Source organism: Salicola sp. AFF1 (assembly GCF_056783195.1).
Genome location: NZ_JBXAYL010000010.1, coordinates 98,765 through 123,230, shown reverse-complemented (window position 1 = coordinate 123,230; position 24,466 = coordinate 98,765). Strand labels below are relative to the sequence as shown.

Genomic DNA, 24,466 nt, shown 5'->3' with positions numbered 1-24,466 from the left:
TCCTAATCGGCTCCCCGAGCCTTCTCCCTGGTTTCTGAGGGGGTCTCCCCAAAAAGCTGCTTATAGTCCTTCGCAAACTGCCCTCCGTGCCAGAACCCCCAATACGCGGCGGTTTCGGCAATAGAAGCGCCGGGCTCGAACAACAGGGCACGCCGAACCCGGTTAAGACGGGTCAGGCGCAGGAACTGCATCGGGCTGATCCCCACAATGGATTCAAAGCTGTACTGTAATGTCCGGCGGCTCACGTTCGTGAGTTCGCACAGGTCGGTCATGGTGATCGGCGCATCATTATGCGCGTTGATGTATTCCTTGACCCGGTTCACCACGAACTTGCGGTGGCGATAGCTGGGCACCGCCCGCTGGTTAGGGGTTCGCTCATGCAACAATTCCAAGAGCGCCAGTATGACCATTTCCTGCTGGAGTTGCGGTGAAATGGGCGGAGACCTGTGGTCCAGGATCTGCTCAAGCAGTGTTCGCACCGTGGCCAGGGTTGTGGCGGGCACGGCCAGGCGGGGGTACTCCTGCTCGGGCGTATCCCCGAGTTTGATGCCCTGAATCGCCGCCGTGCGGTTCAGCGCCTGCTGGTCAATGACGATGCCGAAGATGTCAAACCCCACGGGGGTTACCAGCTCAAAATCACAGCCGCCGGGGCGACAAAAGATGTCGTTACTGTCGATGGCAAGCCCGTTGATCCGGCTGCACTCCTCTCCCTGCAATGCCGGAATGCCCAACCAGAGCCCACTGGGCCAGACAGTGCACTGCTGGCGCAATGCCTGACTGGTGTGCTCCTTGAACACCTGAACCTGCGGCAACGCAAGCTCATCCAGGCGACCATAGAAGTGGCCACAGCTGATCTGGTCGTATTCCTGGCGCCAATGGGTCAGGTTGCGCGCATGCCTGTCCGCATCATGAGCCAGCGTGGTGCATGGGCCCGGCGTTTCCGCCTCGTTGCTGGGATGCGTCAACACGGTAAATGCCTCCTTGTTCTGGCCGAGAGGCCGCAGCCCCATTAAACATAGCAGAGTCCCCCAGGGAAGCATGCAAGCTTTATTCCCCACTCAATCACTTTGCCAAATCTTGATACCACCCCCACTCCGCACCTGATTAAAGTCATTTGAAAGGGCAACCAGTTTGAGACCCAAAGGGGAGCAAACAATGGACAAGACCTACAGCACTACCTTGGGAAGCAGGACCTACCAGTTCACAGGACTGGCGGAATTAATGGCGAAAGCAACCCCGGCCCGTTCCGGGGATCGCTTGGCGGGAGTGATCGCACTGACAGCCGAGGAACGCGTCGTCGCCCAGATGCTGCTGTCCGAGGTGCCGCTCAAGACTTTCCTTGAAGACCTGTTGATCCCCTACGAGGACGACGAGGTAACCCGGCTGATCATTGATGACCATGATCCCCAGGCCTTTGGCCCCATTTCACACCTGACGGTGGGGGACTTCCGCAACTGGCTGCTCAGCGACCAGGCAACGCCCGAGGTCCTCGCCTCCATACGGCCCGGCATCACGCCCGAGATGGCAGCTGCAGTCAGCAAGGTGATGCGCAACCAGGACCTGATCATGGTTGCCAGCAAGTGCCAGACCCAGACGGCATTCCGGAACACCATCGGCTTGCCGGGCCAGCTTTCAACCCGGCTGCAACCCAACCACCCCACCGATGACGCCACAGGGATAGCCGCAAGCATTCTGGACGGACTACTGTACGGCAGCGGGGATGCGGTCATCGGTATTAACCCGGCGCGGGACAGCGTCCCCCAGTCTGTCAAGCTCATGCAGCTGATGGATGAGGTGATCCAGAAATACCAGATCCCCACCCAATCCTGTGTACTGACCCACGTCACCAACACCCTCGAAGCCATAGAGCAAGGGGCGCCGGTTGACCTGGTCTTCCAGTCCATCGGGGGGACGGAAGCGATCAACAGCAGTTTTGGATTCAACCTGAACACGCTGGCGGAAGCGCAGGACGCCGCGCTGTCACTCAACCGCGGCACCGTTGGCAACAACGTGATGTACTTCGAGACCGGGCAAGGCAGCTGTCTTTCCGCCAATGCCCACCACGGCCTGGACCAGCAGACATGCGAAGCGCGCGCCTATGCCGTGGCCCGCAGGTTCAATCCGCTGCTCGTGAACACCGTGGTTGGTTTCATCGGGCCCGAATACCTGTTCGATGGTAAGGAGATCATCCGGGCGGGGCTTGAGGACCACTTCTGCGGCAAGCTTCTGGGCGTCCCCATGGGGTGCGACGTGTGCTACACCAACCACGCCGAGGCCGACCAGGACGACATGGACAACCTGCTGACCCTGCTGGGTGTAGCCGGCTGTACCTTCATCATGGGAATCCCCGGTTCCGACGACATCATGCTCAATTACCAGACCACCTCATTCCACGACGCGCTCTACGCCCGTCGGGTTCTTGGTCTCCGCCCCGCCCCTGAATTCGAGCGCTGGCTCACGCAGATGGGCATCGTCACGGATGCCAGCGGCCCACGCCTGAACGACCGGATACCGGAACAGTTCGCACGCTCATTGGGCAATGTTCCAGGAGTGACCTCAAATGGCTGAAGACAATCGTTTTCCCAACACACGCCCTGAGGACGGGGACAGGGCCGCCATCCCGGAAACCGCAACAGGGAACGGTGCCGACAGCCCCTGGGATCGTCTGCGGGCGTTCACCGATGCCCGCATCGGCCTGGGCTGTACCGGGGTAAGCCTGCCAACGCACCAGCTTCTGGCGTTCCAGATGGCCCATGCCCAGGCGCGGGATGCCGTTCACTGGCCGCTGGACGTGGAAGCGCTCTGTGAGCAGGTTCAGGCGATTGAATCGCCTTTCACCACAGAATCGCCCCTGCGGTTGCACACCCAAGCCGCCGACCGGATGACCTATGTGCAACGCCCTGACCTGGGCCGCGTCCTGTCTTCCGAGTCCAGGCACCAGCTGGAGCAACAGGCTGGTCAGCCCGCAACCGCCTCAGACCTGGCGATTGTCATGGTCGACGGGCTCTCGGCCCTGGCAGTACAGACCCACGCGCCACCGTTGCTGCAAACACTGTTCGCCGCGTTTGAAGCGGACGAGCACCGTGACTGGCAACTGGCCCCCCTGACCGTGGTCCAACAGGGACGGGTAGCGATCGGCGATGACGTTGGAGAGCTACTGAATGCCAGCGCGGTCCTGGTGCTCATTGGTGAGCGCCCGGGACTGAGCAGCCCAGACAGCCTCGGGCTCTACATGACCTGGGGCCCCTGCAAGGGATTGACCGATGCCGACCGGAACTGTGTCTCCAACGTCCGGCCGGCCGGTCTTCAATACGCGGAAGCCAGCAGCAGGGTTCTGCACCTTCTGCACGAGTCTTTCCATCGACAACTGAGTGGCGTCCAGCTGAAGGAGAGGACCGACGATGACGTTATAGAGCATAAAGCAGGATCCAGGAATTTCCTAGTTTCCTAATTACGTCCCGAATAACAACAAGAGGTATGAAAGATGTCTGAAGAATCGGTTGATCAGGAATACCTGGCCCAACGCCAGCTCAAGCGCGGCAGCGCCGGATGGATCCTTCTGGCGGGGCTGGGCGTGTCGTACGTTATCTCCGGTGACTTTGCCGGCTGGAACTTCGGTATCGGCCAGGCGGGCTGGGGCGGTTACGCCATTGCGGCGGTTCTCATGGGTACCATGTACTTTACCCTGGTGCTATCACTGGCCGAGATGTCGGCGGCCATCCCCACCGCTGGCGGCGGCTACAGCTTTGCCCGGCAAGTCATGGGCCCCGCCGGTGGTTACCTAACCGGCCTTGCGGTTCTGATTGAATACGCGCTGGCCCCGGCGGCCATCGTCATCTTCATTGGCTCCGCTGTGGAGGAACTGCTGGGGCTAAACGGGCCCTGGGTTTATGCCGCCTTCTACGGGGTCTTCATTGCCATCCACATTATTGGTGTCGGTGAGGCCCTGAAGGTCATGATGGCCATCAGTGGCCTGGCGGTTTTCGCGATTCTTGCCACGGCCGTGGCACTGGTGGGCGATTTTGATACCGCCAACCTGTTCAATATTGCCGCCACTGATGCCACCGGCGCCTCCAGCTTCCTTCCATTCGGCTGGTATGGCGTCTGGGCGGCACTTCCGTTCGCCATGTGGCTGTTCCTCGCTGTGGAAGGCGTGCCGTTGGGGGCCGAGGAGGCCAAGAACCCGGCCAAGGATGTGCCCAAGGGCATCATTGGGGCCATGGGGTTCCTGGTGTTCACTGCCCTTCTCGTAGTCTTCCTTCTGGCGGGCGCGGCCGGGGCCGACATGATCGGCGACAGCGGTGTGCCTCTTGTACACGCCCTCCAGGCCACGGGTAACAAAACGCTGGCAATGGTGGTCAACGTCCTCGGGCTTGCCGGGCTGATCGCCTCCTTCTTCTCGATCATCTTCGGATACAGCCGCATGATTTTCGCGCTCTCCCGCGCGGGCTACCTCCCCAAGACCCTCTCCCTGACCGGTCAGCGCAAGACGCCCTATTGGGCCCTGATCGTGCCCGGGGTTCTGGGCTTTCTGGTGTCACTGAGCGGCAAGGGCGATCTCATCCTCGCCATGGCCGTGGTCGGCGCCACCCTGTCCTATGGGCTCATGGCATTGAGTCACATCCTGCTGCGCGTGCAGCAACCGGACCTTCCACGGCCCTACAGGACGCCTGGCGGCGTCTTCACCTCAGGGGTGGCGCTGGCGTTGTCACTGGTAGCCTTTACTGGCGTCTACGCCTTCGACCCCAAAGCCTTCTACTACACGATGGTGCTGTACGTCATCGGAGCGCTGTATTACTTCCTGTACAGCAAGAACCAGCTGGTGGCCAGCACAGCCCAGGAAGAGTTCGAACTCCTTGAGCATGCAGAGCATGACCTCGCGAGCGAGCTGACAGGCGGTACGGTTTCCTAGGAACCGGGCCGCCAACCGGTTGCCCAGAGCAGTCGGTGCACCACCGTCATTCGGGCCATAAGCCCCGCAAGGCCCGAATGACATTTTCCCAAAAAGCCCCGCTCGAACAGCGGCGTCAAACAATAAGGACAAGCACATGATCTATACAAACCCAGGCGAGCAAGGTTCGGTCGTCTCCTTCCAATCCCGCTACAACAACTACATTGGTGGCGAATGGACGGCACCCGTTAAGGGCTCCTATTTCGAAAACATTACGCCGGTGACCGGTAAGACCATCTGTGAGGTACCACGCTCAACCGCGGACGATATTGACCTGGCTCTGGACGCCGCCCATAGGGCAGCGCCGCAATGGGGCCAAACCTCGACCACGGAACGTTCAAACCTGCTTCTGAAGATTGCCGACCGGATTGAACAGAACACCGAGAAGCTGGCCGTGGCCGAGACCTGGGACAATGGCAAGGCGGTGCGCGAGACCCTGAACGCCGACCTGCCGCTAGCAGTGGACCACTTCCGTTATTTTGCTGGCTGCATCCGCGCCCAAGAAGACACCTCCAGCGCCATCGACGCGAAGACGGTGGCCTACCATTACCATGAACCGCTCGGTGTGGTCGGCCAGATCATCCCCTGGAATTTTCCGTTGCTGATGGCCGCCTGGAAACTGGCGCCCTGCCTGGCCGCAGGCAACTGCACCGTTCTGAAACCGGCTGAACAAACACCGGCCAGCATATTGATCCTGATGGAACTCATTGCTGACCTGTTGCCCCCAGGCGTGCTCAACATCGTCAACGGCTACGGCTCCGAGGCCGGCCAGGCACTGGCCACGAGCCCGCGCATCGCCAAGATCGCCTTTACCGGATCCACGCCGGTGGGTGCCCACATCATGAAGGCCGCCGCGGAGAACATCATTCCATCCACCGTCGAGCTGGGCGGCAAGTCTCCGAACATCTATTTCAGCGATGTGATGAATGCCGAACCCGAGTTCATCGACAAGTGTGTGGAAGGTCTCGCACTGGCCTTCTTTAACCAGGGCGAGGTCTGCACCTGTCCGTCACGGGCCCTTGTTCAGGAAGACATGTATGACGAGTTCATGGCGAAGGTGATCGAGCGCGTCAGGAACATCAAACGGGGCAATCCGCTGGATATGGACGTACAGGTCGGCGCGCAGGTCAGTCGCGAACAGTTTGACCAGATCATGTCCTATCTCGAGATCGGCAAGCAGGAAGGCGCTGAAGTGCTCACCGGTGGCTGGCATGAAGAGCTGGAAGGCGAATACGCCAACGGTTTCTACATCCAGCCCACCCTGCTCAAGGGCAGCAATCACATGCGCACCTTCCAGGAGGAAATCTTTGGACCGGTCGTCGGTGTCACCACCTTCAAGGACGAGGAAGAGGCTCTCGCGATTGCCAATGATACCGAATTTGGCCTGGGCGCGGGCCTCTGGACCCGGGACATCAACCGTGCGTATCGCATGGGGCGCGCCATTCAGGCCGGGCGTGTCTGGACCAACTGTTACCACCAGTATCCGGCTCACGCCGCCTTTGGTGGCTACAAGAAGTCCGGTGTAGGCCGTGAGAACCACAGGATGACACTGGACCATTACCAGCAAACCAAAAACCTGCTGGTGAGTTACGATACGGATCCCATGGGCTTTTTCTAAGGCCCCTCCCCTTTATGGCTCCTGGTGCTTCCAGGGGCCTTACCTCCCCAGTCAGTGCCTTAACTCAGGCCCTTCATAATGAAACTTCTGGATTCGATACACGACGATCGGAACCAGAGCCCACGACCGGTAACTGGATGCAGAAACAGCTGCCTCCACCCTCCGCATCTTCATAGAAGACTTCGCCATTCATCTGTTCAACGATCTCACGCGTAATGGACAGCCCCAATCCTGTACCCGGAAGCCGGCGGGTGTCCGTCGAATCAGCTTGAGAAAAACGGTCAAACAATTGATTCTGGAACCGATGCTCCACACCAGGACCGTGATCCCGGATCTTCATGACCACATCGCTACCCTGAGCCAAGACATGGATTTCTAGCACTGCTTCTGGCGGCGAGAACTTGATTCCGTTAGAAATCAGGTTTGTCAGGGCCTGCTCCAAGCGCATACCGTCCACATAGACGCTTTGATCCTGCTCACCACTTGCTATCTCAATCCGAACGCTGAACTGCTGCGCGTACTCAGCCATTGACTCGACAGCACTTTGAATCACAGGAGCCAGTGGCTGCTCCTCGAGATTCATCGGCATTTTGCCAGCGACCAGCTTCTCCATGTCCAGAAGGTCATTAATCAAGGACGCAAGGCGATCCGCGTTTCGCTTGGCGGTCCCAAGCATCGCCACCGCCTTCGCCGGCAGCTTACCTGCAGCCCCTCCTTCCAGAAGCCTCAAGGATCCAGTAATTGACGTAAGTGGCGTACGCAACTCATGGCTGACAGTCGCAATAAACTGGTCTTTCATACGCTCAAGGCGCCGACGATCCGTTATATCTTCAACCAGCGACCAAATGAGTGGTCGATCATCCGGATCATGGGTCAGAACACCCTGCAAGCGCACCGGATAACGGCTTCCATCCTTACGGATAAACTCTTTTTCGAATGGGCCATAAACGCCCTCTGTACGTAAACGGTCGAGGGTTATCTGTTCGTCCTGATAATATTCAGAAGGCGTAATATCCCAGTAACTCAGTTGAAAAAATTCCTCAGCACTATAGCCCGTAGGCTTATAAAGTGACTCATTCAAATCAATAAAACTTCCTGTTTTGAGGTCATTAAGCGCTATACCAATAGGAGAAAATTCGAACAGGGTCCGAAGACGCAATTCATTACGCTCAAGCGCCCGCCGCGCCAATTCCTGGTCATGGATGTCATGGATATAGCCATGCCATAGGACACTGCCATCGCTCAATTTTTCAGGCCGAGCTTGTCCATAGACCCACCGATAATTTCCCCGATCATCGCGAACCCGATATTTCGAGCTCCAGTTTTCAAGCGTTTCCGCTGAATATTCAATTGATTCCGCGACCGTTTGAACGTCATCGGGATGGATCGCCTCGAACGCTTGCGATGCATCCCCTGCTGCCATTTCCGGCGAAACACCATAAATCGATTGAATGCCAGATGAGGAAAATGGGAATGTTGAGTCACCATTTGGGAATCGCCGGAACTGGTAGATCATTCCAGGAACCTGGTCAAGCAATTTATAAAGACGTTCCCTGCTCAGCTGGCGCTCAAGCTCCTCACTCAGCCAGCGCGCAAGCAACTGAACAAAAAGCCGCTCACTGTCACCGAAATCCTCATTACGCGCCTCATCAGCAGAAAAGTTCAGGGTTCCGAAAACCTGGCCTTCTACCTGAATCAGAATGCTCACGTATTGCCCAACCGGAAAATTGTCATAAAATGGCTGGTAAAAGTAACCGCGATCACTGATGCGCGGAATAAATAATTCAGATACGTCGCGAGAGAAAAGAAGTTGGCACCAGGTTTTGTTTAGAGGGATCGTTTGCCCCGAAACAAGATCTTTTCCGGGAGCGACAACACGGTGAAGTGAGTAAACATCACCATTTATACGGCTCAGAATCGCGGTATCCACTCCCAGGTAGGCCCGAGCCGCGTCCAGAGCGTAGTCGATGCGCCCAAGATGATCGCTTTCCCCGTTGAGCGCAATACGGCTCAGCAATGACAGGGCCTCATGATGACGGTTCAGCTGTTGTCGAGCCTCATGCTCAGAGGTTACATCAACGATGAACCCCTCGAGGACCAACGGGTTATCCTTATCCCCCTTCACTGGGCGACCACGTTCTTCCACCCAGCGCCATGCTCCATCCCGATGGCGTACCCGGTACTCGACATGCCATTCAGTCCCATGCTCAATACCAGCATGCACAGCAGCGCTGAGAGAAGCGGCATCCTCAGAATGAATCAGATCGGCATAACTGACACAGGCATTATTGATCAATTCGTCGGCTGTATAGCCGCTCACCCTATCGACCTGATTACTCACATAGAGCATGGTCCAATGCTCGTCCGGCAAGCAGCGAAACGTAATGCCGGGCATGTTTGAAACGAGCGCCTTAAACTGGTCACGACTCGCCTTGAGTGCCTGCTCCGCCTCCACTTCCTCTGTAATATCTGCATGCGTTCCGTACATCCGAAGTGGTTCACCACTGTCACTCCATTCAAAAACCCGCCCCCGGTCATGCACCCATACCCAACCACCCTTCTTGTGACGCATTCTGGCCTTACAGTCATAAGCATCGGATTCACCATTGAAATGCTGTTTCAATAGCCTTTCTGACTCCAACGCATCATCCGGGTGCACTAGCCCAAACCAGGTTTCAATGGATACTGGCTCCAGCTCAGACAGCGTATACCCAACAATTTCCGCCCAACGCTCGTTAAACACGGTCTCACCGGTTTGAACATTCCATTGCCAGGTCCCCACCCGCGTTCCCTCAATCACCAGCCGAGCCCGTCTTTCACTCTCAATAAGCGCTGCCTCCCACTGGGATTGGGAGAACTGAAAAGTAGCATCCGCTTTCAGCTGCTCCTCAATCATACCTCCAAAATCTTTCAAAGCCGTAAGGTCATCCTCCTGAAATGACCGGGATTGGCTGTCAATAAGACACAGCGTACCAATGCACTGTCCTTCAGTCGTTCGTATGGGGACACCTGCATAAAAACGGATGTAGGGATGCTCCCTCACGAGCGGGTTATCATGAAAGCGGGCGTCTTGACGCGCATCCTCGACCACCAATGATTCGTCATGGAAGATCGCATGCGCACAGAAGGAAACACTGCGCGGCGTCTCACAAACATCCAGTCCCTGACATGATTTGAAAACCTGGCGCTCAGCATCAACAATCGACAGTAAAGCTATTGGGACTGAAAAAAACTGTTTTGCAAGACGGGTTATACGATCAAACCGCTCTTCTCTGCCCTGATCAAGCAGCCCTGTACTCAAGAGCGCCTTTTGCCGCTCATTTTCACCCTCTGGGAAAGGCGCTTGTTTCATGCCACGGCTCCTATTAGAAGGGAATGCTTTGAGGCGGCTTTCGGAACAGGCTCTTCAACGACAGTCCGGTCCCCGGGACACTGGCGCTATTAACAAAGAGTCTGGTGCACTTTGGCGCTGCTTTGATAGAGGCTAGCAGCATTTCAGCGGCGCGACTACTTGGTACGAGTTGATGCCCCGGGGTGGTTTGGTGGTTACCCTGAGCCTTCTGGTCAGGACTGGGAACGGATCGCCCGGGTTTTCTGCTACCCTCCCCCTGAATCATGCTCAAGGAGTTCCCATGGCCGAAGACCCCCTGCAATCACTGTCCGACCTGGCCAGCGAGGCCCATGCCCGCATCCAGCAGACCCACGAACACATCAATCCGGTCATAGAAGTACGCCAGGGAATGCGCAATAGCGGCATTCCAGCGGACGTGATGACCATTGACTGTCTGCGCACAAGACGCCGCATCGTACTGATCCTGCACGATGAGGACCCCGGCACCCTGCTGTTCGAGTTTATCGGCCTGGATGAGGAAGCGGGTGGTCCCTTCCGCCGCATGCCCCTGACCGAGGTGGGCTCGGATACACTGTTCTCCTGGATGGAAGATTACTTTTCCGATTGAGCACCGGGATGACCGTCTGTATCGGATTGTATTTTGTAATCAACGCTTTCCGGGATTTCCTTTATACTGCGTCCAACTCTGCTGGTCCCAAACCAGCCCATGGTCCAGTATGCTTGCGCTCTCATGACACCAAGACCTGCTCCCACATCGCTGGCACTGTTCCTTCTGGCTGCCGCATCGCTCTGCCAGGCGGGAGCCCCCCGGGAACTGAACCTGGTCGCTTCCAAAGGCGACCTGGGGTTGGGCGGCATCAAGGCGTGGGATTTACGCTTACGGATGGACGCGGTGGCCGAACCCGCCGAGGCTCCGGAATCAATACTTGCGAACGCTCACTCCAGCGATGAACTGAACCTGGATCACTTCCTGCTGTCTGGCCAGACGGACACCATCAGCGTTCAGCTCGGCCACCATCAGGCTGCCCGTGAAGGCCTTCTGTTTGACGGCGAGACCGATTGGGGTCTCTCCGCCTCCAGCAAGCTTGATCCACTGAACAGTAGTGTGTCCGTATTCGCCGTCAACACAGGTGACCTCTCCAGTACCGAGCGGGCTTTGCAGGACGCCGGGCGCACCCCCTATTACACGGGAGGTATCTGGGAATCAACGCTGCCTATTGGCGCCACTGATGCCACCCTGTGGGCGGGCTATGTCAATGGTGATCAGGATTCCTTGCAGTACCGGCAAGGCTATTCGGTTGGAATGAGCAGCACCTGGCTTGACGAACGGCTGGGCCTGGAACTGGAACAGGCGACCAGCCTGCTGTCCGCGAACAGCGAGCGCCCAGGACTGGGGGCCTCGGATACGGCGTACAACGCCTCACTGCTTTACCGCCCCCGCGCTCAGCTGCCCTTTCTGCAATGGGAGATCGGGGCCGAAACCCGTTACGCTGGCAGTGGCTTTCACTCCCCGGGGAACCCATCGGTGAACCAGGGCTATTCGTCAGAGCGGATCTACCTGGACCTGGAACCCTTTGAGGTGGGCTCCCTGGGTTACAGTTACCGCGAGCTCAAACACCTGCATGGCCAGAACCGGCTCAACAGCCATGGCAACAGGATTGTGGCCGACCTGACCGTCTCGCCCTGGGGATGGCTGAGTCTCCAACCCTACGGAGAGTTCGAGTATCGCCAATACGAGGACCTGGACGTGACCGGCTACCAGAGCCTCTTCCGGCTTACCGCCGACACCTGGCTGATCCCGGACGAGCTCGCCTACCGCAACACCTTCAAGGTCAGCCGCACCTACGGGCCGGGCGACTCGCTTCGGATAAGGGATGAGAACCGGCAGTCCATCAGTGGCGAACTGCAATGGCAGCCGCTTACGCCCACCCAAAACCGCACGGGGCTGGACATCAACCTCAGTTTCAGCGCGGACCGCCACAGATCCCGCCTCGACTCCAACGCCGGCCTGGATGACTACCAGGTGCTGCTGTCCATCAGCTCCGGCAACGACTGAACAAGCCGCGTCTGGTGAACCCTGGACCCAATTCAACCGTAAGCGTTAAACAGGGAGTGCAGGAAGCAGCCCATCATTCAACAAATGGGAGGATGACCATGACCCAACCTGTTGTAGCCGATAACAAACCCGCCAAGGTGAGCCTGACGGCAGGCGAAAGCTATTCATTCTGTGCCTGCGGACGTTCACGGAATCAACCTCTGTGCGACGGTTCCCACAAGGGGACGGGGCTGGCGCCCCAGCGCTTCACACCTGAACAAAGCGGCGATGCCGTTCTGTGCTGCTGCAAGCACACCAATAACCCGCCCTACTGTGACGGTACGCACAAGCGCTTCAGTGCCGAGGACGTGGGCGTTGAGGCGAGCTGAACCAGGCTCCTGAAACGAAAAAACCGGGTGCGGCTCTCGCCACACCCGGTTTTTTTCATCTCGCCTCAGGCTCTGAGGATCACGCCAGATCGAACCGATCCGCGTTCATCATCTTGTTCCAGGCCTTCACGAAGTCGTGAACGAACTTCTCCTGGTTATCGTCCTGGGCATAGACTTCCGCATAGGAGCGCAGGATCGAATTGGAACCGAACACCAGATCCACCCGCGTTGCGGTCCACTTCGTCTGGTCCGTCTTGCGGTCACGGATCTCGTACAGGTTGTCGTCGGTGGGCACCCAGCGGTAGTCCATGTCGGTCAGGTTCACGAAAAAGTCGTTTGTCAGCTGACCTTCTCGGTCGGTGAAAACACCATGCCGGGTGCCACCATGGTTAGTGCCAAGCACGCGCATGCCGCCAACCAGAACCGTCATTTCAGGTGCCGTAAGCCCCATCAGCTGGGTGCGATCCAGCATCAGGTCTTCCGGCTTAACGTCATAATCCTTCTTGAGGAAATTCCGGTAAGCGTCAGACAACGGCTCCAACCAACCGAAGGAGTGCTCATCGGTCATCTCCTGGCTGGCATCACCGCGACCAGGCTTGAATGGCACGATGATGTCATGGCCTGCTGCCTTGGCAGCTTTTTCAATCCCCACATTACCGGCCAGAACAATCACGTCGGCTACACTGATGCCGTTCTGCTCGGCAATCGGCTCAAGCACCTTGAGGACACGCTGCAGACGTTCCGGTTCGTTAGCAATCCAGTCCTTCTGGGGCGCCAGGCGGATGTGCGCGCCGTTGGCACCGCCACGCTTATCGGACTGGCGGAAGGTGCGGGCACTGTCCCAGGCGGTGGCCACCATGTCACTGATGCCAAGACCACTCTCGGCGATCTGCTTCTTCACCACCTCAACGTTGTAATTCCTGTTGCCCTCGGGAACCGGATCCTGCCAGATGAGGTCTTCGGTGGGCGCCTCAGGGCCGATATAGCGGTCTTTCGGGCCCAGATCACGGTGGATCAGCTTGAACCATGCCCGTGCAAAGGCATCGTCCAGCAGCTCAGGGTTCTGACGGAACTTTTCGCAGATCTTGCGGAACTCCGGGTCCACCTTGAGCGCCATATCGGCGTCGGTCATCATCGGTTTGCGCCGGATGGAGGGATCCTCCACATCCACCGGCATGTCCTCTTCCTTGATATCAACCGGCTCCCACTGATTGGCGCCAGCGGGGCTCTGCACCACCTGCCATTCGTGGTCCAGGAGCATCTCCAGGTAACCATGGTCCCACTGCGTGGGGTTGCTGGTCCACGCGCCTTCAAGACCACTGGTCACCGCATCACGGCCAACACCCCGCGTCACCTTGTTGTTGAAGCCCAGGCCCTGCTCTTCCACATCAGCGCCTTCGGGAGCCTCACCAACGTTGTTGGGGTCACCATTGCCATGGCACTTGCCGACTGTGTGCCCACCGATTGTGAGCGCGACCGTTTCTTCGTCGTTCATCGCCATCCGCTGGAACGTCACACGAACGTCCTCGGCGGTCTGAGCCGGATCCGGCTTGCCGTCCGGCCCCTCGGGGTTCACATAGATGAGGCCCATCATCACGGCGGCTAGCGGATCCTCCAGTGAATCGGGGTTACGCTCCTCATCGTAGCGGCTGTTTTCGTTGTCACTGGTCGCAAGCCACTCTTTCTCACTGCCCCAGTAGGTTTCCTTTTCCGGATGCCAGATGTCCTCGCGGCCGAAAGAAAAGCCAAAGGTCCTGAAACCCATGGACTCATAGGCAACATTGCCGGCAAACGCGATCAGGTCAGCCCAGCTGAGCTTGTTGCCGTACTTTTTCTTGATCGGCCAAAGCAGCCGGCGTGCCTTGTCCAGGTTGCCGTTATCCGGCCAGCTGTTGATCGGCGCGAACCGCTGGTTGCCAGTCCCAGCACCACCTCGGCCATCAAACACCCGGTAGCTGCCTGCCGCATGCCAGGTCATCCGGATCATCAGGCCGCCGTAATGACCCCAGTCAGCGGGCCACCAGTCCTGACTGTCGGTCATCAGGTCCATGACGTCCTGCTTGAGTTGGTCGAAATCGAGCTTGCGGACTTCCTGCTGATAGTCAAAGTCCTCGCCCATCGGGTCTGTCTTGCGGTCATGCTGGTGGAGAATGTCCAGATTGAGGCTGTTAGGCCACCACTCCATCACATCATTGCCGACTTCGGTATTGCCACCGTGCACGACGGGGCACTTGCCAGCACCTTGGTTTGCACTCATAAAGATCTCCGGTGATGCCTGTTTTGTTGATTCACGGGTCTGCAAAAGCAAGCAGCGACGCCCCCCTCAGCAGGAAGACGCGACGCCATTGCTGATTGAGACACTATAAGACATACAGCATAGGGATTGCCTAAGACTATTCAGTTGCATTTGTTCACCACCCTCATAGTCTTTATGCATGAGCAAATGCCAGAACAAGGACTTTTCCCCACCATCAGCCGTTTACGCACGCCACCTCAATATACCGCGATTATTGCCCTGTGGTCGTAAACGCAACTAGGCCATACGCTTCAGGGTTCCATCACGCCGCACGAACTGGTGAAAGAAGGCCATGGCAATATGGGCTAGAGTCAGCGCCAGTAGTGTCCATGCGAGGATCCCATGCAGCTCGCCCAGCGTGTGCATCCAGGCGACCTCGTCACCTTCGCCGACCAGCGTGAGACCAAAGGCCTCCACGCCATACCCCTCGCCAACCATATAGAGCATGCCCGTGATTGGCATCAGAACGAGCACCCCATAGATCAGAATATGGCCTGCCCGCGCGAGGTACTTGATGGGCGGCTCATGAGTGGGCCGTTGCGAAGCCTGCGACAGGGCCCAGGCCACGCGCACGACAATCAGCACCAATAGCAGAACGCCGATCGAAACATGCCAGGGCACCAGCGTCTCGCCGATCCAGTGCTCCCCTTCCGCGATACGATCAAAGAACTTCATGAACTGCCAAAGCACCAGAACAGCGAAAAGCCAGTGCAACGCACGGGTTATCACACCATAGCGTTCAGGATTATCCTTGATCATCCGCTTCCTCCTACATAACTTGCTGTTTATCATCCTAGGATTGATGATGGTTGAGCAGAACGCAACCAACAATATCAATACTTGGAAACCCTGGACCCAACCATGATCGGAGATCCCCCATGAACAGCCTCTGGCCGGTCCTCGTCATGTCGACCCTGGCCGGCGCCGCCATTCCCGCCGGTGCCTTTCTGGGCCAACTTGAGCCCCTTTTTCAGCGGTGGTTGCATACCGAATTCCGCCACAGCGTCATCGCCTTTGGGGGTGGTGCGTTGCTCGCGGCTGTGGCACTGGTACTGGTGCCCAAGGGCCTGGAACCCCTTGGCGTGCTCATGGTGACGCTGAGCATCATGGGCGGTGGAGTGGCCTTCGGGTTTCTGGATGCGGTACTGAGCCGGACCAAGGGGTCAGCCTCCCAGCTCATCGCCATGCTGGCCGATTTTCTCCCTGAGGCCATGGCGCTGGGCGCGCTTTTCGCAGCCAATGGCAACGGGGCCTATGTTCTGGCATTGCTGATCGCGCTTCAGAACCTGCCCGAAGGTTTCAACGCGTTCCGTGAATTGACCGCCGAGGAACGACCTACCCGCGAACACCGTGGCCGCACCGCCCAGGGCATGGCGCATTGGCCGGTACTGGTTGCGTTCCTGTTGCTGGTGCCGCTGGGCCCCCTGGCAGGCCTAACCGGGCATATCTGGCTGGCGGATCACCCATCGGTGCTTGGTTTCATCATGTTGTTCGCCAGCGGCGGCATCCTCTACCTGGTCTTCCAGGACATTGCCCCCCAGGCGCGCCTTGAACGACACTGGGCTCCATCACTGGGCGCCGTCGCCGGCTTCCTGTTCGGCGTTGTGGGGCATATGACCGTGGCGTGAGGGGATGATCCATTGGCCGGTTTTATCGTAGCCTTTCCGCACTACCCACTGACCGACCACTAATACCGAAGGAGGAACCAGCCATGAGTTGGGAAGGACAACAGGCTCCGGATTTCCGGCTTGAAGATCAGGACGGCAACGAGCATTCTCTCGCGGATTACCGCGGGCACAAGGTTCTGCTCTATTTCTACCCCCGCGACAACACGCCGGGCTGCACAACCGAGGCCCAGCAATTCCGTGACCGTCTTGAGGAACTGCGGGCCCATGACGTACAAGTGCTCGGCGTCAGCCGCGACACCGTCAAGTCCCATCGCAAGTTTGCGGACAAGGAAGCGCTCAACTTCCCCATCCTCGCGGATCCGGAACACGAGGTCCTTAAGGCCTACAACCTGCTCAAGGAAAAGACCATGTTCGGCAAGCCAGCCCTGGGCGTAAACCGGGAGTCATTCCTGATCGATGAAGAGGGCGTCATCCGCAAACACTACGCCAAGGTCAAGCCGCAAGAGCACGTTGACGAGATCCTGGCAGACCTCCAGAGCGAGTGAGCCGGAACTCGGCGGATCCGTTGTTCAGGCTTGCCGCAACTGGAACCCCGCCCTCGGGAAATGGACGTGGAACCGACCAAGGTCACCGCTTTCCCGGGACAGGATGAGCTTATGCTCACTGGCCGCAACCAGGGTTCCCGTCACGGGATCCCGGGCATAATCATCCGGCGCCACCGAAACCATCCTGCCCAGCAGTGGATCTTCCCCCGGTGCGTCGATTTCCTTTGGTTCGGCCTGACGGGCCTGCTCCAGGGCGCCCTCCTCGCTGAGGTCGCGCCTTGTTCCGTGACCAAACGCCTGGATCCGATCCATCCAGCCATTCACTTTCGGGTAGTCCCGTATGACGGCACGCTCAGCAAGTTCCCTGACGTACCAGAGACCGTGATACGCCGAAAAATCCGCAACACAGGGTTCTTCCCCAAATAGAAAATCTCTTTCCAGCATGTCTTCAAGCCGTTCCAGATGCTGCTCGATCCGGGTACGGGCCTGTTTGGGCGACATAGCGGACACCTTGGCCGTACGGCCAATGGATGCCCGGTCCCACAGGAAGCGCAGCGCATTGGTCACAGACGTCTCTTTTGCCAGCTTGGCCAGCATCCCGGGCCCGCTGGCACCAATAACGCAGGCAAGAAAAAGCTCCAGGTCCGCCTCCCGCACAAAGGTTTGAACTGCGTCGCTGTTGTTTTCCAGAGCCAGCTCTGGTCGCTCCGCCCGGGCAGCAATCTCACGGGCAATCTCACGCGTATCGCAATGAATATCGGCCCCATCCTGTGCGACCGGAATCTTGCGGTAACCGCCTGTGAGGGCCTCCAGCTTCGGGCGTGGCGCCATCTCGCGCACTGTGACGGACTGCCAGTCCAGTCCTGTATAACCCAGCATCGCGCGGATTTTTTCAGAGAACGGCGACATCGGATAGTTGTGCAGAATAAGATCAGCCATTAAGAGCCCATCCAGTCCATGAGTGTGCTCAGGACGCTACCGGAGATGAGGTGGCCTCGCCATGACTGAATCGGCAAAAGCTAATAGACTGCTTAATTTGACCCTTATCAAACAATAACGGGGCAGCCGCCCTGTGGGGCTGGCGCACGGGCTATCAGCAGAGAGGAACACCATGGCAACACTGACCATCAACGGCCAGAAACACGAACTCAGCATCCCGGATAACATGCCACTGCTCTGGGCCCTGCGGGATATCGTCCAGCTTACCGGTACCAAGTTCGGCTGCGGCATGGCCCTGTGTGGCGCCTGCACCGTGCACCTGGATGGTGAGGCGATCCGCTCCTGCACCACCACCGTGGGCCACGCTGACGGGGGCAACGTTACCACCATTGAGGCCATGAGTGAGGATGCCGTTGGGCACAAAGTACAGACGGCCTGGCTGGAGCTGGGAGTGGCCCAGTGCGGCTACTGCCAGGCGGGCCAGATCATGAGCGCCACGGCCCTGCTCAAGCAGAACAGCACCCCTTCGGAGGCCGAGATCCAGGACGCCATGAACGGCAACATCTGTCGTTGCGGCACCTATAACCGCATCCGCAACGCCATCCATAACGCCGCCGAGTCGGTGCAGGAGGAGGCCTGACCATGACACACGACAATGACCCCCTCCTGGTCGCGAACGTCAGCCGGCGGCGTTTCCTTGGTGGCCTCGCCGGTGCCTCGGCGCTGGTTGTGGCCGCACGCTGGGACATGGCGCTGGCCAGTGGCGATGAACAACAGTATGGCGCTGCGGGCATGCCCGGCGGCTGGGTTGATAACCCGAACGTCTTTATCCAGGTTGATCCCGATGGATCAGTAACCATCGTCAACCATCGTTCCGAAATGGGTCAGGGCATCCGGACCAGCCTCGTCATGGTGGCGGCGGACGAGCTCGGCGCGGACTGGGATCGTGTGGCCGTCCAGCAGGCGACGGCCGACCAGGACCGCTACGGCAACCAGAACACAGACGGCTCGCGCAGCATGCGTCACTGGTACGACCCCATGCGCCGGGCGGCGGCCGCCGCCCGCATGATGCTGGAACAAGCTGCCGCCAATGAGTGGGGCGTGCCGGTTTCGGAATGCGAAACAGGCGTGCATGAAGTCACGCATACCCCCTCTGGCCGCACCCTCGGCTTTGGCGCCCTGGCCAACAAGGCGCGGGAACTGGATGTCCCCGAGCGCCGCGTTATCCAGCTCAAACCCATCAATGAACACCGCTACATCGGCCAGCAAGCCGATCCCCTCCGCAAGCAGGAACCCCGTACCACCAACCGCCCCATGGCGATTGATGGATCAGACATCGTTGAGGGCAACGCCACTTTCGGGGCAGACATCCAGTTCGATGACATGATCTATGCGGTCATCGCCCGGCCTCCGGTGCTCGGGGCGACCATCGCGAGCGTCGACGACACCGAGGCCCTGAAGGTGGCCGGTGTTGAAAAGGTGGTCACTCTCGATACCAACAGTCAGCCGGCGGGCTTCAAGCCGCTGGGGGGCGTAGCGGTGATCGCGAGCAACACCTGGTCCGCCATGCAGGGGCGCGAGGCCCTGGTCATTGACTGGGATACCGAAGCAGTCGGCGATAATGCCCAGTACGACACCGAGGCGTACCGCGAGGCCCTGGAGGAAGCTGCCCAGGATCCAGGCAAGGTTATCCGGAGCCATGGTGATATCCAGAAGGCACTGGCCAATGCCGAACACACTCTGGAAGCAACCTATTACATGCCGCACATGGCCCAGGCTCCCATGGAGCCGCCGGTGGCAGTGGTCCAGGCCAGGGATGGCAAGGCACAAGCCTGGGCACCGGTCCAGCACCCGCGAGCTGCGCGTGAGGGGCTGGCCAGCGTGCTTGGCCTGGACAAAGAAGCGGTCACCGTGAACGTCACCCTTCTCGGTGGCGGCTTCGGCCGCAAATCCAAGCCGGATTACGTCCTGGAAGCCGGCCTTCTAGCGAACGAGGCAGGGGGGCGGCCCATCAAGGTACAGTGGAGCCGCGAGGACGACGTCCACCACGCCTACTTTCATGCCCTGTCCGTGGACCGGCTGGAAGGCGGTCTGGACGCGGACGGCAGTGCTACCGGATGGCGTCACCGCACGCTATCGCCAACCATCACATCACTGTTCCGGGAAGACCCTGAACACAAGGGCGGCTTTGAGCTGGGCATGGGCTTCAACACCATGCCCTTTGATGTTCCCGCCATCCAGCTGGAAAACCCGGAAGCGACCACCCATGCGCGGATCGGCTGGTTCCGTTCGGTCTACAACCTGCCCCATGCCTTCGCCATCCAAAGTTTTGCAGCCGAGATGGCTGAAGCGGCCGGCAAAGACCACCGGGACTTCCTGCTGGAACTGCTGGGCCCCGCCCGCCAGATCGATCCTCGCGACATTGGTGAGCAATGGAATTACGGTGAGGATCCGTCCGTCTACACCATCGATACCGGCCGCATGCGAAACGTGATTGAGCACGTAACGGCCAAGGCGGACTGGGGCCGTGACAGGCCCAAAGGCCGGGGGCTTGGCCTGGCGTTCCACCACAGCTTCCAGTCCTATACCGCCATCGTGATCGACGCGGAAGTGGCCGAGGACGGTAGTGTGACCATCCATAACGCGGATATTGCCTTTGACTGCGGCTTCCAGGTCAACCCGGAACGCATCCGCTCGCAACTCGAGGGCGCCTGCGTGATGGGCATCGGCATCGCGCTTCATAGTGAGATCACCTTCCGTGACGGAGAGGTACAGCAGAACAACTTTCACCAGTACAGGGTCCCGCGCATGGAACATGCGCCCAGGCAGGTACGCACCCACCTGGTGAACAACAACCCTGAACTCCCCATGGGAGGTGCGGGAGAACCCGGGCTGCCGCCCGTAGCGCCTGCGGTCTGTAACGCGATCCATGCCGCCACGGGCAAGCGGATCCGCCGCCTCCCTGTAGCGGACCAGCTGGCCGGATGACGCTGACGGTGGCTTCGCCGATAGAGGGCCCCGCACCCAGCAGGGTAACCGCCCTGGTGCTGGCAGCTGGCGCATCCCGGCGTTTTGGTGGCATGGATAAACGCCTTGCCCGCCTTCCCGGGGGTGGCCCCCTTCTGGCAACAACCGTGGAGACCCTGCGTACAGGGTTCAGTGATGTGCGGGTCGTGATCGGTACCGGGGACTGCCCAGCCACCCTCAAACTGCCCGCTGGCATAACGGTGATCCGGGCCCCTAACGCCGGCCTTGGCATGGGCCACAGTATCGCGGACGCCGTTCGGGCTCTGGATGGCGAACCAGTGGACGCATTCGCCATCTGCCTGGGCGATATGGCCTGGGTTGGTGCGGACACCCTGGCCCAGCTGACCCGAGAGGCAACGCCGACTGGGATCGTACGCCCGGTCCACTGCGGAACCCCCGGCCACCCGGTGCTCTTCGGCCGTACCTATGCACCGGAACTGATGCAGCTCAATGGCGACCAGGGGGGCCGACGGATTATCCAGAGACACCAACGTTACTACCAGCCGGTTCACCTCGACGACCCCGGTGTCCTCGCCGATCTGGACCACCCAACAGGTTTTGCGAACCCGCTCACCCCGGACCACGACCGTGGCACGGGTGTATAGCCAGAGCCCGGGCTCAGCGGGTATCCTTTCCGGCTGATGAACCGAAACCCGGAACAGAGGACAGAGACCCCGATGACCGACTCGAATCAGCCCTGGAACAACCCCATGCCCGATGACCAGTTTGAGCTGATGCGCGAAATCCTGGCCGCGCCCAGCCCGATCGGCATCGAAGCCGCCATGACCTATGGTGTTCTCAAACCCTATCTTGAGCGTGTCACTCCAGAGAACTGGCATATCCACCAGTTCAAGGGTCATGCGGGCATTGTGCTGGACAGCCATCCGGGGCGGGACGACCTGTTCAAGGTCATGATTATTGGCCACGCGGATAAGATCCGGATGCAGGTGCGCAGCATTGGTGATGACGGCAAGATCTGGATCAACAGCGATTCCTTCCTGCCCACCACGCTCATCGGCCATGAAGTCAAGCTGTTCAGCGAGGACCCCGAAAACCCTGGCAGCTACAGGGTCATTGAAGGCGGTACGGTAGAGGCGCTGGGTGCCATCCACTTCGCGGACCCGAATGTGCGCAGTGGTGACAAGGGCATCAAGAAGGAACAGCTTTACCTGGAGCTTCAGGTCCACGGCGACAACAAGAAGCAGCAGATCGAAAACCTCGGTGTGCGCCCGGGCGACTCCATCCTGCTCGACCGCCCGATCCGCAAGGGCTTCAGCCCCAACACCTTCTACGGCGCCTATCTGGACAACGGGTTGGGCTGCTTCACGACTGCGGAAGTGGCACGCCTGATGGCCGAAGCCGGCGGCACCGAGAACATCCGTGTGCTGTACACCATGACGACCTATGAGGAAATCGGGCGCCTGGGCAGCCGTGTTATGGCGGGCGAGCTCAAGCCCGATGCGCTGATTGGCGTTGACGTAAACCACGATTACAAGGCCGCACCTGGCATTGGCGACCGGCGCATGAACCCCCAGGAAATGGGCAAGGGCTTTACCATGTCCGTGGGCGCCATTGCCAGCGAGCAGCTCAACCGCTTCTTTGAGACCACTGCCCGCGAGCAGGCGATTCCTTTCCAGCGTGACGTGGTCGGCCCCGATACCGGTACTGACGGCATGGCCGGTGTGCTGGCAAGCGTTGACTGCGCAGCCACCTCCATTGGTTTCCCGATCCGGAACATGCACACCATTTCCGAATCCGGCAATACCCAGGATGTGCTGGCCGCCATTCATGCCATTAAAGGCACGCTCCAGAAGCTCGATACGCTGGATAACCCTCACCGCGAGTTCATGGATAACCATCCGCGCCTGGATCAGGCAAGCCCGCTCTCTCACCAGGGCAGCGACAAGCCTGACGACTCAAGCGCCTGAGGCGCCAGTCACACGCGGAAGAAACGGACCTTTTCGGTAAGATTGTCCGCAAGAGTGGCAAGATCCCGACTGGATTTTGCCACTTCTTCCGAGCCGGAAGCGGTTTCGCCAGTGGCGTCCCGGATGCGGGTGATGTTGCGGTTGACCTCTTCGGCCGCCGTACTCTGTTGCTCGGCCGCGCTGGCGATCTGGGCGTTCATGTCGTTGATCGACCCCATCTCCTGGCGGATGCGCGCCAACGCTGACTCCGCCTCGCTGGTCTGCTCGGCCGTATTCTGGGCCAGTTCCCGGCTGGTCTGCATGACCTGTGTGGCATTCGTTGCGCCTTCCTGAAGCTTGTTGATCATGCCCCGGATCTCCTGGGTAGACTCCTGGGTACGCGACGCCAGAGAGCGGACTTCATCAGCCACCACCGCGAACCCTCTGCCGTGCTCACCTGCCCTGGCTGCTTCAATGGCCGCATTCAGGGCGAGCAGGTTGGTCTGGTCCGCAATGTCGTTGATCACCTGCGTTACCTTCTCGATTTCGGCGCTGTCATTGGACACCGCTTCCACCGTCTGCCCGGCATTTTCCAGTGTTTCCGCCAGATTATTCATGCTCGACGCTGTTGCCTGGACCACACTGTTGCCGCTTTCCACCTCGTGATCCGCGTTCTGGGTCGCCCCCGCCGCATTGGAGGCATTGCTGGCCACTTCTTCCACCGAGGCAGCCATTTCATTGACCGCGGCCGCCATCTGCTCAGCCTCATGGGACTGGACCTGGATCTGTTCGTTGTTGCGGTCCGACGTTTCACGCAGGTCCGCCGAGGACTGAGTCAGCTGGTCAGCGGTGGCCCGCACATCACTGATGATTTCGGCAATGCGTTGCAGCGTGGTGCTCAGCGTCCCCATCACGCTGTTGGGGTAATCCGTAACAATCGTCTGATCCAGCTTACCGTCCGCAAGCCCCTGAATGGCCTGCGAGACCTCAGTCGGCTCACCACCGAGCGTCGACTTGAGGTTGCGGATGATCATCACTGCCACCAGCACACTCACCACCAGCGCCAGCCCGGTTACAGCGAAAATGAAAAACTGGAATCCATGCGCTGTCTCTCGTACCGCGCCAACATCCTCGCGAATGAGTTCTTCCTGGTGGTCAATGAAGGCGTTAACCCGTTTAAGCCACTCTGAATAAGCGGGCGACACCTCATCGAGCAGGAACTGCCGCGCCTGCTCCAGGTTGCCCGATTGGCGTTGCGCCAGCACTGTGTCCGTGGCGTCCAGAGCCCGCTCCTGAATTGCCTCGATCCGCTCCAAGAGCGCACGTTCACGGTCTGTCGTTTCCGTTTCCGCAAACAGCTTTTCCATGGCGTTGGCGGATTCGGCATAGTAATTCTTGAGTTCACGGATATCGGCCAGGTGTTTTTCCAGCCCCGAATCATTCCGGACGAGCACCGCATCCCGAATCGCGATCGCCCGGTCATGAACGCTGCCCCGGAAGTTGATCGCCTGACGCTGTTTCGGGGAAGCCCCCTCGTTGACGGCGGTCAGGGTCCGGTCAATGAAGTTCACCCGCATCACGCCTGTTACGGCAATGAGCAACATGAGAACGGCGACGGCCCCAAATCCCAGACTGAGGCGCTGAGCCATGGACAGATTGAAGGTCATTGAACAGTCTCCAGAGTGACACGGTTTGTTGTTGTACCAGTCAAGGGATACGACGCCTTTCCACAAACCGATTCCACAACCACGTAAAGCTTTGTAGCCCCAGAACAGCATC

General features: G+C 59.1%; 19 protein-coding genes. 13 read left to right on the top strand and 6 right to left on the bottom strand.

Going from position 1 to position 24,466, the window contains the following annotated elements; all coding sequences use genetic code 11:
* Positions 1-2: 2 nt before the first annotated feature.
* Positions 3-968, bottom strand: coding sequence for a helix-turn-helix domain-containing protein (locus AC1RQI_RS09000; RefSeq protein WP_481904489.1), 966 nt, complete (start codon positions 966-968; stop codon positions 3-5).
* 187 nt (positions 969-1,155) lie between these two features.
* Here AC1RQI_RS09000 and AC1RQI_RS08995 point away from each other — a divergent pair, with 187 nt between their 5' ends.
* The 4 genes from AC1RQI_RS08995 to exaC all read left to right on the top strand — a co-directional run bounded on the left by AC1RQI_RS08995 (position 1,156) and on the right by exaC (position 6,569).
* Positions 1,156-2,568, top strand: coding sequence for an ethanolamine ammonia-lyase subunit EutB (locus AC1RQI_RS08995; protein WP_481904488.1), 1,413 nt, complete (start codon positions 1,156-1,158; stop codon positions 2,566-2,568).
* A complete protein-coding gene (gene eutC, locus AC1RQI_RS08990) occupies positions 2,561-3,451 on the top strand; it encodes an ethanolamine ammonia-lyase subunit EutC (RefSeq protein ID WP_481904487.1) in 891 nt (296 codons plus the stop codon). Before AC1RQI_RS08995 ends, eutC begins: the two co-directional genes overlap by 8 nt.
* Before the next feature lie 33 nt (positions 3,452-3,484).
* The gene (eat, locus tag AC1RQI_RS08985; protein WP_416634783.1) at positions 3,485-4,912 is read left to right on the top strand and encodes an ethanolamine permease; all 1,428 of its coding nucleotides are present in this window, start codon (positions 3,485-3,487) and stop codon (positions 4,910-4,912) included.
* 136 nt (positions 4,913-5,048) lie between these two features.
* Positions 5,049-6,569, top strand: a complete 1,521-nt coding sequence (gene exaC / locus AC1RQI_RS08980) for an acetaldehyde dehydrogenase ExaC (RefSeq protein WP_481904486.1) — start codon at positions 5,049-5,051, stop codon at positions 6,567-6,569.
* 73 nt (positions 6,570-6,642) lie between these two features.
* Here the strand turns inward: exaC and AC1RQI_RS08975 are convergent, their stop codons facing one another.
* Entirely contained in the window at positions 6,643-9,921 is a 3,279-nt protein-coding gene (locus AC1RQI_RS08975) for a PAS domain-containing protein (RefSeq protein WP_481904485.1), read from the bottom strand.
* Between the two features lie 280 nt (positions 9,922-10,201).
* Between AC1RQI_RS08975 and AC1RQI_RS08970 the strand changes: the two genes are divergently transcribed.
* The 3 genes from AC1RQI_RS08970 to AC1RQI_RS08960 all read left to right on the top strand — a co-directional run bounded on the left by AC1RQI_RS08970 (position 10,202) and on the right by AC1RQI_RS08960 (position 12,345).
* On the top strand, positions 10,202-10,528 hold the full coding sequence (locus AC1RQI_RS08970) for a hypothetical protein (protein ID WP_481904484.1): 327 nt from the start codon (positions 10,202-10,204) through the stop codon (positions 10,526-10,528).
* 123 nt (positions 10,529-10,651) lie between these two features.
* Complete coding sequence (locus AC1RQI_RS08965; protein ID WP_481904483.1) at positions 10,652-11,977, top strand: hypothetical protein; 1,326 nt, start codon at positions 10,652-10,654, stop codon at positions 11,975-11,977.
* Positions 11,978-12,075: 98 nt separating this feature from the next.
* Positions 12,076-12,345, top strand: a complete 270-nt coding sequence (locus AC1RQI_RS08960; RefSeq protein ID WP_416634788.1) for a CDGSH iron-sulfur domain-containing protein — start codon at positions 12,076-12,078, stop codon at positions 12,343-12,345.
* A gap of 79 nt (positions 12,346-12,424) precedes the next feature.
* On the opposite strand, the gene katG is transcribed toward AC1RQI_RS08960, so the two are convergent.
* On the bottom strand, positions 12,425-14,602 hold the full coding sequence (gene katG, locus AC1RQI_RS08955; RefSeq protein ID WP_481904482.1) for a catalase/peroxidase HPI: 2,178 nt from the start codon (positions 14,600-14,602) through the stop codon (positions 12,425-12,427).
* A 276-nt stretch (positions 14,603-14,878) separates the two neighbouring features.
* The gene (locus tag AC1RQI_RS08950) at positions 14,879-15,400 is read right to left on the bottom strand and encodes a cytochrome b (protein WP_481904481.1); all 522 of its coding nucleotides are present in this window, start codon (positions 15,398-15,400) and stop codon (positions 14,879-14,881) included.
* Between the two features lie 119 nt (positions 15,401-15,519).
* Between AC1RQI_RS08950 and AC1RQI_RS08945 the strand changes: the two genes are divergently transcribed.
* Together AC1RQI_RS08945 and bcp are read left to right on the top strand one after the other, a co-directional pair.
* Positions 15,520-16,269, top strand: a complete 750-nt coding sequence (locus AC1RQI_RS08945) for a ZIP family metal transporter (RefSeq protein WP_481904480.1) — start codon at positions 15,520-15,522, stop codon at positions 16,267-16,269.
* Positions 16,270-16,352: 83 nt separating this feature from the next.
* Positions 16,353-16,814 carry a thioredoxin-dependent thiol peroxidase gene (bcp, locus tag AC1RQI_RS08940; RefSeq protein ID WP_481904479.1) on the top strand — a complete coding sequence of 154 codons (462 nt, stop codon included), beginning with the start codon at positions 16,353-16,355 and terminating at the stop codon, positions 16,812-16,814.
* Between the two features lie 24 nt (positions 16,815-16,838).
* Here bcp and AC1RQI_RS08935 read toward each other — a convergent pair whose 3' ends face one another.
* A complete protein-coding gene (locus AC1RQI_RS08935) occupies positions 16,839-17,753 on the bottom strand; it encodes a glutathione S-transferase family protein (RefSeq protein WP_481904478.1) in 915 nt (304 codons plus the stop codon).
* A 172-nt stretch (positions 17,754-17,925) separates the two neighbouring features.
* Between AC1RQI_RS08935 and AC1RQI_RS08930 the strand changes: the two genes are divergently transcribed.
* The 4 genes from AC1RQI_RS08930 (at position 17,926) to AC1RQI_RS08915 (ending at position 22,708) form a co-directional block, all read left to right on the top strand.
* Positions 17,926-18,393, top strand: a complete 468-nt coding sequence (locus tag AC1RQI_RS08930; protein WP_481904477.1) for a (2Fe-2S)-binding protein — start codon at positions 17,926-17,928, stop codon at positions 18,391-18,393.
* A 2-nt stretch (positions 18,394-18,395) separates the two neighbouring features.
* Entirely contained in the window at positions 18,396-20,741 is a 2,346-nt protein-coding gene (locus AC1RQI_RS08925) for a xanthine dehydrogenase family protein molybdopterin-binding subunit (RefSeq protein ID WP_481904476.1), read from the top strand.
* The gene (locus AC1RQI_RS08920) at positions 20,738-21,385 is read left to right on the top strand and encodes a nucleotidyltransferase family protein (RefSeq protein ID WP_481904475.1); all 648 of its coding nucleotides are present in this window, start codon (positions 20,738-20,740) and stop codon (positions 21,383-21,385) included. Before AC1RQI_RS08925 ends, AC1RQI_RS08920 begins: the two co-directional genes overlap by 4 nt.
* A 72-nt stretch (positions 21,386-21,457) precedes the next feature.
* Complete coding sequence (locus AC1RQI_RS08915) at positions 21,458-22,708, top strand: M20/M25/M40 family metallo-hydrolase (protein ID WP_481904474.1); 1,251 nt, start codon at positions 21,458-21,460, stop codon at positions 22,706-22,708.
* A gap of 8 nt (positions 22,709-22,716) precedes the next feature.
* Here AC1RQI_RS08915 and AC1RQI_RS08910 read toward each other — a convergent pair whose 3' ends face one another.
* Positions 22,717-24,354: a methyl-accepting chemotaxis protein gene (locus AC1RQI_RS08910; protein ID WP_481904473.1), complete on the bottom strand. Its 1,638-nt coding sequence runs from the start codon at positions 24,352-24,354 to the stop codon at positions 22,717-22,719.
* Positions 24,355-24,466 lie beyond the last annotated feature (112 nt).